The organism is Pseudomonas sp. WS 5059, from assembly GCF_012985525.1.
Lineage (GTDB): Bacteria > Pseudomonadota > Gammaproteobacteria > Pseudomonadales > Pseudomonadaceae > Aquipseudomonas.
This window is the reverse complement of sequence record NZ_JAAQWO010000014.1, coordinates 22,257-34,390: the sequence shown is the minus strand read 5'-3', so window position 1 is coordinate 34,390 and position 12,134 is coordinate 22,257. Positions and strand designations below refer to the sequence as shown.

At 59.1% G+C, this 12,134-nt stretch carries 12 protein-coding genes and 2 pseudogenes; 8 read left to right on the top strand and 6 right to left on the bottom strand.

The window, feature by feature from the left end; all coding sequences use genetic code 11:
• Together HBO12_RS27795 and HBO12_RS27790 are read left to right on the top strand one after the other, a co-directional pair.
• Positions 1-690 (top strand): annotated as a pseudogene (locus HBO12_RS27795) (IS4-like element ISPa1635 family transposase); the annotation flags it as partial.
• Between the two features lie 312 nt (positions 691-1,002).
• The gene (locus tag HBO12_RS27790) at positions 1,003-1,848 is read left to right on the top strand and encodes an AraC family transcriptional regulator (protein ID WP_003464995.1); all 846 of its coding nucleotides are present in this window, start codon (positions 1,003-1,005) and stop codon (positions 1,846-1,848) included.
• Positions 1,849-1,877: 29 nt separating this feature from the next.
• On the opposite strand, the gene HBO12_RS27785 is transcribed toward HBO12_RS27790, so the two are convergent.
• The 3 genes from HBO12_RS27785 to HBO12_RS27775 all read right to left on the bottom strand — a co-directional run bounded on the left by HBO12_RS27785 (position 1,878) and on the right by HBO12_RS27775 (position 6,435).
• Positions 1,878-2,396: a YkgB family protein gene (locus HBO12_RS27785; RefSeq protein ID WP_003464991.1), complete on the bottom strand. Its 519-nt coding sequence runs from the start codon at positions 2,394-2,396 to the stop codon at positions 1,878-1,880.
• A 423-nt stretch (positions 2,397-2,819) separates the two neighbouring features.
• Positions 2,820-5,849, bottom strand: coding sequence for a Tn3 family transposase (locus HBO12_RS27780; RefSeq protein WP_010799689.1), 3,030 nt, complete (start codon positions 5,847-5,849; stop codon positions 2,820-2,822).
• Positions 5,833-6,435 carry a recombinase family protein gene (locus HBO12_RS27775; RefSeq protein WP_010465829.1) on the bottom strand — a complete coding sequence of 201 codons (603 nt, stop codon included), beginning with the start codon at positions 6,433-6,435 and terminating at the stop codon, positions 5,833-5,835. The genes HBO12_RS27780 and HBO12_RS27775 overlap by 17 nt, the downstream gene beginning before the upstream one ends.
• A gap of 191 nt (positions 6,436-6,626) precedes the next feature.
• Here HBO12_RS27775 and HBO12_RS27770 point away from each other — a divergent pair, with 191 nt between their 5' ends.
• The 6 genes from HBO12_RS27770 (at position 6,627) to HBO12_RS27745 (ending at position 9,801) form a co-directional block, all read left to right on the top strand.
• Entirely contained in the window at positions 6,627-7,004 is a 378-nt protein-coding gene (locus HBO12_RS27770) for a type II toxin-antitoxin system RelE/ParE family toxin (RefSeq protein ID WP_042933781.1), read from the top strand.
• The gene (locus HBO12_RS27765) at positions 6,985-7,320 is read left to right on the top strand and encodes a helix-turn-helix domain-containing protein (RefSeq protein WP_001172026.1); all 336 of its coding nucleotides are present in this window, start codon (positions 6,985-6,987) and stop codon (positions 7,318-7,320) included. The genes HBO12_RS27770 and HBO12_RS27765 overlap by 20 nt, the downstream gene beginning before the upstream one ends.
• A 14-nt stretch (positions 7,321-7,334) precedes the next feature.
• A complete protein-coding gene (locus HBO12_RS27760; RefSeq protein ID WP_000741275.1) occupies positions 7,335-7,670 on the top strand; it encodes a hypothetical protein in 336 nt (111 codons plus the stop codon).
• Positions 7,671-7,693: 23 nt separating this feature from the next.
• On the top strand, positions 7,694-8,020 hold the full coding sequence (locus tag HBO12_RS27755; RefSeq protein WP_000091614.1) for a hypothetical protein: 327 nt from the start codon (positions 7,694-7,696) through the stop codon (positions 8,018-8,020).
• On the top strand, positions 8,017-8,397 hold the full coding sequence (locus tag HBO12_RS27750) for a hypothetical protein (protein ID WP_001054412.1): 381 nt from the start codon (positions 8,017-8,019) through the stop codon (positions 8,395-8,397). The genes HBO12_RS27755 and HBO12_RS27750 overlap by 4 nt, the downstream gene beginning before the upstream one ends.
• 117 nt (positions 8,398-8,514) lie before the next feature.
• Positions 8,515-9,801 (top strand): HD-GYP domain-containing protein, encoded by a 1,287-nt coding sequence (locus HBO12_RS27745; RefSeq protein WP_169906937.1) that lies wholly within the window; start codon positions 8,515-8,517, stop codon positions 9,799-9,801.
• Between the two features lie 166 nt (positions 9,802-9,967).
• On the opposite strand, the pseudogene tnpC reads toward HBO12_RS27745, so the two are convergent.
• From tnpC to tnpA, 3 genes and pseudogenes are all read right to left on the bottom strand, one after another.
• Positions 9,968-11,326: pseudogene (tnpC, locus tag HBO12_RS27740) on the bottom strand (IS66 family transposase); the annotation flags it as partial.
• A gap of 50 nt (positions 11,327-11,376) precedes the next feature.
• Entirely contained in the window at positions 11,377-11,712 is a 336-nt protein-coding gene (tnpB, locus tag HBO12_RS28550; RefSeq protein WP_076965119.1) for an IS66 family insertion sequence element accessory protein TnpB, read from the bottom strand.
• Complete coding sequence (tnpA, locus tag HBO12_RS27730; protein ID WP_076965118.1) at positions 11,709-12,026, bottom strand: IS66-like element accessory protein TnpA; 318 nt, start codon at positions 12,024-12,026, stop codon at positions 11,709-11,711. The genes tnpB and tnpA overlap by 4 nt, the downstream gene beginning before the upstream one ends.
• Positions 12,027-12,134 lie beyond the last annotated feature (108 nt).

Here is a 12,134-nt window from a genome sequence, read left to right as displayed (position 1 = left end):
TTATTCGCGCTGTTCGCGCAGCAACAGCGGCACTTTCTGATGCGCCTGCCCTGTGGCTATAACGCCCAGGTCAAAGCGTTTCTACACTCTGGCCAAGTTGAAGACACACAGCTTTTCGTGGCCAACCATCCTGAAGCACGTCTGTTCTGCTCCGAGGCTGGCGTTGATCCTGCCAGCCAGATCGAGCTGAGACTGATCCGGGTCGAGTTGGCCAACGGCGAAAGCGAAGTATTGCTGACCTCGCTGCTGGATCGAGAAGCCTTTCCCGCTGAGGTGTTTGCCGAGCTTTACCACCGCCGCTGGGGCATCGAAACCGATTTCCGTCGCCTCAAACAAACCCTGACGCTGGACAACTTCAGCGGCCGCAGCGTGACCGCTGTAAAGCAGGACTTTCATGCCGCTCAACTGTTGAAGAACCTGGCGCTGTTGATGCAGCACCTGCTACAGCCGGTCATCGAACAGCGCCACAAAGGTCGCAAGCTGCGATGGAAAGTCAACTTCACCCAAGGCGTGTCACGGCTCAAAAATACCCTGGTCGAGCTGCTGGTGCGGCACTGTGCTCAGGGGCTGAGCAATGTGCTGGCCTTGATGGCTAAAAGCCTCAGTGCCGTACGCTCAGGCCGTAGCTTTGCGCGCCAACGCAAACGCGCAGCCAGCCGAGGTTGTGAGGGCTACAAACCGACGCGCTGAAGAAACACCACCGCCCAACCTCCGTGCAAAAAAGCTGGCCACAAGCGGTCGGCATAGGCTCGTCCGGAGAACGAGAAATCTCGCCTAGACAGCCGGAACAGACGATGATCACATCACCGCCAGCCCAGCTAGACCGCCTGATTGAGCGGCAGAGGCCTGGTCATCGCCCGACGGCCATGGCGGCTGGCTGCTTCGGGGGGCTTGCCTTGGGCAGGGCTGCAGCTTAGGTTGATGACATTGTGTTCGCTACAGGCACTGAACGACAACGCAGATGGTATGGTCTGTGCGTTCTGACTCGTCAAGGATCGGCCAATGGATCGTTTGTCTAATTTGCTCTCGCGGTTCGGCGTGCGGGCCAATCTGTTCTATGACGGCGACCTATGCGGCTCTGCATCTTACGATGGCGCCGAGCGGCGAGGTTATATCCATCTGCTTCAGGCCGGCAGCGTGACGTTGCTTGGTCCCGATCGCAAGGATTTGCAGCTCACTCGCCCTAGCTTGATTTTTATGCCACGCCCCGCCAAGCATCAATTGTTTGCGGGTGAGTCCGATGGCGCAAAGTTGTTGTGTGCTTCCATGGAGTTTGAGGGCGGAATTGATAATCCTTTGTCGGCTTCATTACCGGACTGTTTGGTGCTCGCACTCGATGATCTGCCCATGCTGGCAGACACGTTGGAGTGGATGTTTGCCGAGGCGGCAAATGTGCATTGTGGAAGGGAAGCCGCGCTTGAGCGCTTATTTGAGCTCCTAATCATTCTGTTGCTCCGTTACCTGCTCGATCATCACCAGTTGCGCACCGGAATGATGGCTGGACTGGCCGACATGCGGCTTGCCCGATCGCTTTTACAGATGCACAACTCCCCGGAACATGCCTGGTCAATAGCAGAGCTGGCCAGTGAGTCAAATATGTCACGCGCTGCGTATGCCGTGCATTTCAAGAGTGTCATCGGACAGACGCCTGCTGATTATTTGTTGAGTTGGCGAGTTAGCCTGGCTCAGAAGCTGATGCGAGAAGGGCGCTCGATTACGCTGATTGCAGCTCAAGTCGGCTACGAAAGTCCTTCGGCGCTGTCTCGCGCATTTAGACGCAAGACGGGGTTGAGCCCTCGTGACTGGTTGAAAGATCTGGCGGGGGAAAATGATGGCAAAAAGGCCTAAGGCATTACTGCCTTAAGCCATTGAAAAAATTATGCATTAATTTTACGTTTTTCCAGTTCAACCAGCGAATGGCCTGCCACAAATATCGAAACAGCAAGCAACCCTAAGTCTTTAAGCAGAAACTGACCTGGCGCAACGGAAATCGCCGGAAACCCTAAACTAGGCTCAATGACGCCCGGAGTGGAAAACATAAAGCTAAGGGTTGTGAAGAACAGGCCTGCAGACAGAGCGCCTCCTACCACGGATAGTTTGGGCGACAGCATGCGGCCTGCGATCAGAGTGCCGATCGAAATCTCTAGTATGCCGAGCAGGCTGGAGAACATGTCGACCGAAAAAATGCTATACACCCATCCCAAAAGCGGGCTGTTGCTCACCAGTGGAACCAGGCCCTCGGCCTCGTAGTGGGTAAATTTCATGCCGCCGAACCAGAAGTAAATAATAGCGAGAGCCAAGTACGCGCCATAGATACCTAGCCCCATAGTTTTGGTTCCAAGCGTTAAGTGGGCCTGTACGCTGGACTTCGAGTTTTCAATGCCTATGGTTTTCATGTCTGAGCTTCCAGTAGTGAGTGAGAGTGTGTTGGCTGCCGAACGCCGTATGCGTTGGCGATGAGATGATTATGGCTGGCATCTCTAATCAAGAGGCATCAGAAAGTATTGATTTCAGTGCAGATCGTCTTGGGCGGTGCAATTCGCGATGAAGGGATCGCCGTGGAGAGCGATGAGTGCACTATTTCGATAAAGGAGTCGTTTTACATAGGTCGATGAAGCGCGTTGCGGCATCGCCTACTGTCATTTCTCAAATCTGACTATGGGGCTTGGGGCGAAGGGCGGCACTGACTAGGCTTAGAACAGCTACCAACTAGCCGCGCGGCCGCGATGCACAAAGAATGGTAACTGAGCCGTGAGTGCGGTGGGCGCCCGCATTTATTTCCAAACCGGGGTTGTACGCCGGAATCCCAGAAATTTCCGTCAGCCCAGCTCCAGTCCCGCCACGAGCGCATCCAGGTCGATGAACTTGCCGTCAGTCTGGAAGGTGTAATGCCCGTTCAGCAGGATGTGCCGCCAGGCCGCTGGCGACATCTGCGTGATCAACGCCAGCGCCTTGGCATTGCCAGCTGCCTCGTACTTCGTCAGCAGCAGGGACAGGATCGCCGAGTTGTAGAAGATGATCGCGTTGCCGATCAGCCTGGCGCACTGGTTGCTGATCTCGATTTCGATGTCGGTGCGGCCGGTCAATTCCTTCTTCCCACCGACTTGGGCGATGGTCGAGCGTAGCTGGTGATAGGACTCAATGCGGTTCTGCGAGCGGTGAACATTACGCTCCAGTTGCGGGTCGCGCAGGTAGCGCAGTGTGTAGATACTGCGGATGAGCTTGTCGAACTCGAAGATTGCGCGCCGCGTCGGGTTCGGCGCCGTATAGGTGCACAGCTTGCGGATCAGCGTGCCCTGCGTCATTTCCTTCAGGCCCAGTGTGGCGACGATTCGGTCGATGTTCGCCTTCTCACCGACGATGAGTTGCCGGTCGATCTGGCCAGCCGGCCGGATCAGGCATTTCTCGTACAATGCCAGATCATCGGCGCAATACAGCTCCTGCAACTGGTCGTCGAGGTCGGTGAAGCGCGGCTCGAAACGAAGTCCGAACCAGTGCAGGATGGCGAAGTTGGCCTTGTTGATGCTGTGCATGTCGCCGGTGATCGCGCTCGGCACGATGTCCGACGTGTTGCGGTACCAGATGTCGAACACGTGGTGAGCCTCGTACTCGTGTGCGCCTATCAGGTAGCCGTTCAACGGCACGTGATTGCACAGCAGCGTGTAGGCGACGACGCCCTTGCCGCGGCCGAAATATTTGCGCGAGTAGCGCGCCTTCACAGTTGGTCGCTCGACGCCGAATTTCTGCCCATCAACGGCACCGTACAACGAATCGAGGTCGAACGAGTAATGCGGGAAGATCGGCAGTGCGGCGATGGCGTTGCTGATGCAATCGTTGGCCACATGTAGCGTCGCCTGGCGCAGGTACTGCTGGTAGGTACTCTCCAGGACGTGGTACGGGATGTCGCTGGTACGTGCCATAACCTGGTTGCCGTGGTTCATGGCTTGGGCAATGATCACCGCCATCAGACTGTCGGCGTCGGCTACCTTCTTCGCATAGCGTGGCTGCAATGGTGTCAGCGCCGACAGGAACTGGCACTGGCCGTTGACGAAGCGAAACACGTCGGCGACATCGCAGTATGGCAGTTGCTCGTAGAGAGCTTGCTCGCGCGCCTTCTGGTTCTCCCCCTTGGGCTTGCGCCAGGTCAGTCTCTGCGTGTCCTTGTCGTATTCCAGGTGCGTCAGCTTGCCCTGTTTCAGCTCGCGATTGAACGCCACCCATTGCGCACGCAACTCGGCCGCCAGTGCATCGAGCTGGGCACTGACCGGCTGCCGCAGGAAGGGGATGTCCATCTGCGCGAGCACGGCGGCTTTCTCGTCCATCGAAACCAACTCGTCGGACAAATGCCGGTGCTGCAAGCTGTCGTCAATGTAGAGCTCGCCCGCCTGGAAGCGTTTCCTGACCTGACGGTAAAGCCAGAATTCGTAACGATCGGCATGCAGGCCTGTCGGCGTGCCTTCGGCATCGAACATCAGCAGGTACGGACGCAAGCGTTTCGGCAGCGTTGCCGCCGGACATTCGTCGAGTGGCCGTTGTGATAGGCGCTGCTGCTTGGCGAACACGCTCTTGGCCCAAGTCAGCGCCGCGAGCCATGGGTTATCGGGGGCCGTGCCGGCGAAGTCGAGCGCGACGTACAGCGGCCGTAGATGGCGTCGAATGCGTTCGGCCAGGCCGTCCACCGCCTGCCAGTGCAGCGCCAGTTTGTTCAGTGGCTTGACGCTCATGCGCTGCGCCGTGTTTTGCAGCAATTCCCTGGACATGATTTTGTAGGCGCGTTGGCGCACCTCGCCGAACGGCGTCGGATCGGCCACGCTGTCGTCCACGTACAGCGACAGCAGGCGGCCAACCTGCGGCGTTTCCTGATGGCGTCGCAGCTGTTCGGCGACAAAGGACTGTTTCGCACCCGTGCGGCTCTCGTCCTCAAGTTTTTTCATGTGGAAGGCCATCGCGTCGACCAGGTTGTCGGTGAGCTGCCGGTAACGTACCCAGGCATAGCACAGCAGGTAGAGCCGGGTCTGCTCCGCCTTCAGGTGGCGCAGGTCATGGACGGTATAGAAGTTCGCCAAGCTCGCGTAGTACAGCAGGTTCTGCTGCGAGATGCCGAGCTTGGGCAGCAGCGCCTTGGCGATCCCGTGCAAGGACTTCAGCGTGGCGCGCTTCTCGCGCTCCCCTGCCATCTGACGCCAGCCGAAATCTTTAGCGTCCTGCTTGAGCGCTGCCAGTTGAGACAGGGTGTCGTCACGCACCAGGAGCTGGCCCAGCGCAGCTTTGGCCGATTCGTCCAACACTTCTGCCAGCAAGCCGCCCAAGCGCCTGCGTTCGGTGGACAGGGCTTCACTGACCAGCTCTTGTAAGGTGGTGTGGCCGGGCCGGATGATTTTGTGCTCGCTGAGCCAAACGATCAGTTCGGCGGCCACGAATCCTGGCATTACGTCGCGCCGCACGATCTGTTCAGCCTGCTGTGCCAGTTGCGGCAGGAAGCTAGCCGCCCACGACCGGTAGCCGAACAGTTCGGCGATCTGACCCCTCTGGCTGTAGTGCTCATGCTTGGTGATCGCCTTGCGTTCGAACGCTTCGCCGTGGAAATAGCGACTCAGCACGAAGGCGCAATCGTCCTCGACCTCATGCCAATCGAAGCGGAAGAAAGCATGCTTGGCCTTGAAGTAGCCGATCTGCAAGACGCAATAGACTTGGGCCTGCAGGCTAGGCCGGCTGCTGGCGAACGCCAGTTCAGATTCGGTCAACGCCAGGTATTCCAGCCGCTGAGCATCGTCGAAGTCCGGTAGGCCGTACAAGGCTTCCTGCTCTGCGTCAGAAAAGACGGTGAGTAGCTTATTCTTGTTGCTCATCGACCGTCCTTCCCGCACCACGCCAACCTGCTCGCGTCAATGTTTCGATCAACGTAGTGCGCTTGACATTGAAGTTGCGGCACACCGCCGCCTTAGACATACCGCCATCGAGCGCGGCGACGATGGCGTCCAGCTTCTCACCAGTGATCGCCTGCGGCCGGCCGCCGATCCGGCCGCGTTTGCGTGCGGCGGCCAAGCCCGCGACGACGCGCTCCTGAATCAAGGCGCGCTCGTACTGCGCGAGCGCACCGAACACCTGGAACAGGAATTCGCCCGAGGGCGTCGTAGTGTCCAGGTTCTCTGTCAGCGAGCGGAACGCCACCCGCTTGTCCTTGAGCGAAGTCACAATGGCGAGCAGGTGCGACAGCGAGCGACCGAGCCGGTCGAGTTTCCACACCACCAGCACATCGCCGGCTCGAACGAACTCAAGCGCCCGCGCCAAGCCGGCACGGTCATCCTTCGCGCCAGAGGCACGATCCTCAAACAGGTGACGCGGATCGACGCCGGCGGCGAGCAGCGCGTCGCGCTGCAAGTCCGTGCTCTGGCGGTCGGAGTCCGACGACACGCGCATGTAGCCAACCAACATAGGCGGATAACCATCAAAAACAGGTTTCCGCATAATAGTGAATAGCGATAGAGTTTTCCGTACATTTTTGAGGGGGTGTTGCACAGGTAGCACAGCGGCGGCTGACAGCCTGTCGCAAAACAAATGTTTTACGACACCTCCTTGAGGTTGCCGCGTTTACATCATTACCTGAACAGGTATAAAATTCCGTCATGACAAACAAAGAAAAACCGCTCGAATGGATCGCGAGCAGCCACAAGGATTTGATGGCGTTGCCGTCCGACGTGCGTCGCCGTTTCGGTTACGCGCTCTCGTTGGCGCAGATAGGCGATCAGGATGACGCAGCAAAGGTGCTCAAGGGGTTCGGTGGTACCGGCGTGCTGGAGGTCGTCGAAGACGATGCCGGCGGCACCTATCGAGCGGTATACACGGTCAAGTTTGCGGAAGCGGTGTTCGTCCTGCACTGCTTCCAGAAGAAGAGCAAGAGCGGAATCGCCACGCCAAAGGCCGACATGGACATCATCCGCGCTCGGCTGAAGGTGGCCGAGGTATTGGCACAGGAGCTACGAAATGCAAAAACGAATCATTGAAGGCGTCGAGGTTCAGCGCAGCTCGGGCAACGTCTTTGCCGACCTTGGACTGCCTGACGCTGAAAAGCTCAAGATCAAGACCGGCCTGGTGGTCGAGATCAGGAGGGCCATGCGCGCCCTTGGGCTGACTCAACAAGCGGCGGCCAAACGCATGGGCATCCCGCAACCGAAGGTGTCGGGCATGATGCGCGGCGACTTCACCAATCTATCCGAACGCAAGCTGATGGATTGTCTGAATCGCCTCGGCTACGACATCGAAATCAAGGTACGGCCAGCAGCCGAGCCGATCGGGCATCTAACGCTCGCAACCGCTTAATCGGAGCTCTCCTGATGGCAGCCCGCATCACCGACGACGAATGGGACGAACTGACTCCCGAGAATTTCGATACCACGGCACTGCTGCGTGCAGTCGATGCCGTGGACGTGCTGCGCGGCGATTTGAATGACAGCGCAGACGGCGCACCTCCGCAACTGCGCACCGACCTGTTGAAGCTGCATCAACTGGCAATGGCCGCGTTCAACGAGGGATCACGCAGCCGAGTGGCTGAGCTATTTGATCTCGCCGTGGATCTTCAGGATCAGGTTGATCATCTGATGACCTCGCTGGAACAAGTGCAAGAAACCCTGTCCCGGTTGACGGCGCTCTACCCAGAAAGCCTGTCCTGAATGTTCTTGGAGACAACCACATCATGAGCCGCAGCCGCCGCAAAACGCCCATCGTTGGGCACACGACCTGCCGTAGCGAGCGCGAGGACAAGAAACTCTGGCATCAGCGCTGGCGAACCCACGAGCGCACCGCGCTGGCCAGCGCGTCGCCGGAAGCTCTATGCGCCCATCTGCCTCTACTGGAAAACCAGGTCAGCAACGTCTGGTCGATGGGTAAGGATGGCCGCTCCTACTGGCCCATCAAGCGCCAGGCCGCCACGGCGGATCGCATTGCCAACCACAAGGGACGCAATCCGCAAGAGCGCGCCTCCCTGAAAAAGCGTCTGCTGCGCAAGTGGATGAGCAAATGAACCTGTCCACCATCGAGGCGCTGGCTATCGCTTGGGCGCGAATCGCTGAAGAAGCAGAACTCCCAGCCGGCTACGAGGGCACGGCGACGCCAGAGGCGCATCGGGCCTGCGAGGTGATCCAGGAGCGGATTCGAGAGCACGTCGTCGCCACCAATGACATGCGGCTGTTCGGCCTGCTGCACCTGCTTGGGCAGGCGTCGCTGCGCATGGAGCAAGCGCTGTGGCCGGAAGAATATGCGCGGATGACCCGCGAGGTCGAGGAAGCTCTCCGAGAGGCCGACGACCCCAACGCCAAGTCGTACACCCACGAAGAAGTCATGCAGGCGATGCAGGAACGCATCGACCGAGCGCGAGACAAAGCCATGTTGATCGGCTGACGGAAATTTCGGCGGTTCCGGCTGATCCAAGAATCTTGGCGTGACCTTACCTCCGCTCTACCGCTGGGTGCCAGCCTCGGCGCACGCCTAACCACCCAACTCAGAAAGGAAAATAAGTTGGTAAAACGCATTCCCGTATCCGAGCTTCGTCTCGGCATGTACATCCACAAGCTCGCCGGCTCTTGGGTTCGACACCCATTCTGGCGCGGCAGCTTCCTGCTGACCGAGCCTCAGGATCTCTCTGCCATTCGAGAATGTGGCGTCGGGGAGGTCTGGGTCGACTTGGCCAAAAGCCAAGTCGACCCAGAGAGCCCAGAGAGCCCAGAGAGCCCAGAGAGCCCAGAGAGCCCAGAGAGCCCAGAGCCCAGAGCCCAGAGCCCAGAGCCCAGAGCCCAGAGCCCAGAGCCCAGAGAATTGTCGGAGGAGCAATCTCTGCCGTCTAGTCCACTAAGCAAGAAAAGTGACGGCGCAACCTCAATGGAGAGCGAAATGTGTTATGCACGGAAACTCTGTCTTGCGGCCAAGTCCCAAGTCATGGACATGTTCCAGGAAGCCCGGCTTGGCAAGGCCGTCGACCCAAGCACGACGTTGCCGCTGGTCGGAGAAATCGCTGCCTCGGTGCTGCGCCAACCTCATGCCCTCATCAGCGTCGCACGCATCAAAACGCACGACGATTACACCTACCTGCACTCGGTTGCCGTCTGCGCCCTGATGCTATCGCTGGCCCGGCATCTCGATCTAGACGAGGAGCAAACGCGCCTGGCTGGCATCGGCGGACTGATGCACGACCTAGGCAAGGCCGCGATGCCGCTGGAAGTGCTTAACAAACCAGGCAAGCTCACCGATGCCGAGTTCGCCATCATGAAGCGCCACCCTGTGGAGGGCGCAAAGATGCTGCGCGCAGGCGGGGCCGAGCCCGGGGTGGTGGACATTGCCCTGCACCATCACGAGAAGATCGACGGAACCGGCTACCCGGATCGCTTGGCCGGTGACGCCATTTCACTCCTGGCCCGCATGGGCGCAATCTGCGACGTCTATGATGCCGTGACGTCGGAGCGAGCCTACAAAAAGCCGTGGGACCCGTCCGCGGCGATGCGGCAGATGGCCAAGTGGGAGGGCCATTTCGACAAACGCATCTTCCACGCCTTCGTCAAGGCCGTGGGCATCTACCCCGTCGGCTCCTTGGTTCGCCTGTCCTCTCAGCGTCTGGCCGTTGTCGTTGAGCCGGGAATGGAATCACTGCTGACTCCCAAGGTTCGCGTGTTCTTCTCGCTACGCTCGAGAGAGCCGATCCCGATGCAGACCATCGACCTGGCGGCCACGAGTTGCAAGGACAGTATCACTGGCCCCGAAGACCCGACGCTCTGGAACTTCAAGAACCTCGACGACTTGTGGATGGAATAGCCCCCACAAAACGACGGCCCCGTGAGGGAGCCGTTGAACATCGTCGAGCGATGCCCGTCCAGGGAGGGATGGCCGAGCTCGATTCTCCAGAAGGTAGCTGGTGACACGAGTGTTGAGCCCACCCAACTAGGGTGACGGAAATTTCTGGGGTTCCGGCTTACATCCCCAACCAGTTCGACCGCCCAAGCGCCCACGGCCGGATCAAGTTCTCGATCTGATTGTTGTCGATGGGCACAGCACCATCTTCCAGGTAGCGCGTCAGCGCTACCCAGCGTTTGAGACTGTAATCCAGGGCCTTGGCCGTAGCTGAACCCTCGGGCACAAGTGCACGCTGAGCCAACATCCACTCATGCAGCTTTTCAGCGATGGGCACTGCCGTTTCCTGGCGTAATCGCCAACGGTCTTCGTCGCTCATTTCCTTGGCGTGTCGCTCGACTTCATACAGCCCGCCAATCGAGTGAAGCGCCTGCTCTGCCAACTGGCTTTTATTGGCTACATGCAGGTCGAAGAACTTGCGGCGCGCATGGGCCATGCAGCCGATCTCGGTGATGCCCAGCTCAAAGCTGGCCTTGTAGCCGGCAAAGTCATCACAGACCAGCTTCCCGTTCCAGGTGCCCAGGAAGTTGCGCGCATGTTCGCCGGCACGGCTGGGGCTGAAGTCGTAGACCACGGCCTTGAGGGCCGAGAATGGCGTAGTGCTGTAGGCCCAGACATAAGCGCGGTGGGTTTTCTTCTCGCCGGGCGCCAGCATTTGTACCGGCGTTTCATCGGCGTGAACCACGCGCTGGGCCAGCACCACCTCGCGCAGCGCATCGACCAGCGGCTGAAGCTGCACGCCGGTTTGACCCACCCACTGCGCCAGTGTCGAGCGCGGGATAGCCAGGCCGGCACGGCGGAAGATCTTCTCCTGTCGATACAGCGGCAGGTGGTCGGCGAACTTGGCCACCATCACATGCGCCAGCAGGCCCGCCGTGGGGATGCCCTTGTCGATCACTTGAGGCGGCACCGGCGCCTGGATCAGTGTTTCGCACTGCCGGCAGGCCCATTTCCCACGCACATGCTGCTCGACAGTGAACACGCCCGGCGTGTAATCCAGCTTCTCACTGACATCTTCACCGATGCGCTGAAGCTGGCAGCCGCACGCGCATTGCGTGTCGTCCGGGTCGTGATGGATCACAGTGCGTGGGAACTGCGGTGGCAACGGCGCACGCTTGGGTTGCTGGCGTGGTTCTGCCTGCGCAGGTGCTGGATGAAGGGCTTTTAACTCGGCCTCGATGGCTTCGAGGTCAGTATTAAGCAGGTCATCGAGCAAGCTGCCTTGCGCCGGGCTGATCTGCTCGCTGCGTTTGGCGAACTTGTGGCGTTTAAGGATGGCGATCTCGTGAGTGAGCTGCTCGTTGACCGTCTCGATTCGATGGATCTTCTTGCTCATGGTGTCGACCTGGGCCTGCAAATGCACGGCCCGCTCGGCCAGCGCGCGGAGCTGTTCCGGGGTCATTTGGTCGAGATTGAGCAAGAAAGTCATGCCGTGGATTTTACCAAAGCAGCGCGACTGCTTCAGCTAAAAGGCAATATTTAAAGCAATGTAATTGCGCCGCCCGTACCCACTCGTTGCCAAGGTAATCCAAGTACCAGTACTTGGAGTTGCTCGGGGTCGAGTTCAACCTCAGTCCCACGATGGATGCCCGGCCAATGGAACTTGCCCTGGTTCAAACGGCGCGCCGCCAGCCAGATACCGACGCCGTCGTGCACCAGGACTTTCATCCGGTTGGCCCGCCGGTTGGCAAAGAGGTAAGCGCAGTGCGGCTTCGCCGCACCGAACACCGCAACTACTCGGGCCAGTGCCGTTTCAGTGCCGGCGCGCATGTCCATGGGTTCGGTGGCAAGCCAGATGGCATCAACGCGAATCATTGAGCCAGACCACGAATGAAACACGCGCAGCCGTCCGGATCCGAGACTGGCCATTTTACGGTGATGGACTTATCACCCAGAGGCAGCGAGATGATCACCATCTCTTCAGTTGCACGCCTTGGCGCCGGTTTTACCGGAACGAAGGCAGGCAAGGCTGCGACGGGTTGATCCCGATAAATCGGTAGCCACTTGCGGATCACGTTGGCGTTGATGCCGTGATGGATAGCTACGCTGGAAATTGTCGCTCCGGGTTGCAGGCATTCCTGAACGACTTGGGCTTTGAATGGTTTGGGGTAAGAGCTTCGTTGGCGCATGGAAATCCCGGCGATAAGGGCGATCGCGTCCGCTTAAAAATACGCGGACACCATCGCCCTTAATGCTGGGATTTTGAAGGTGTGTTCGCCGGCCGCTTACATTCCAAC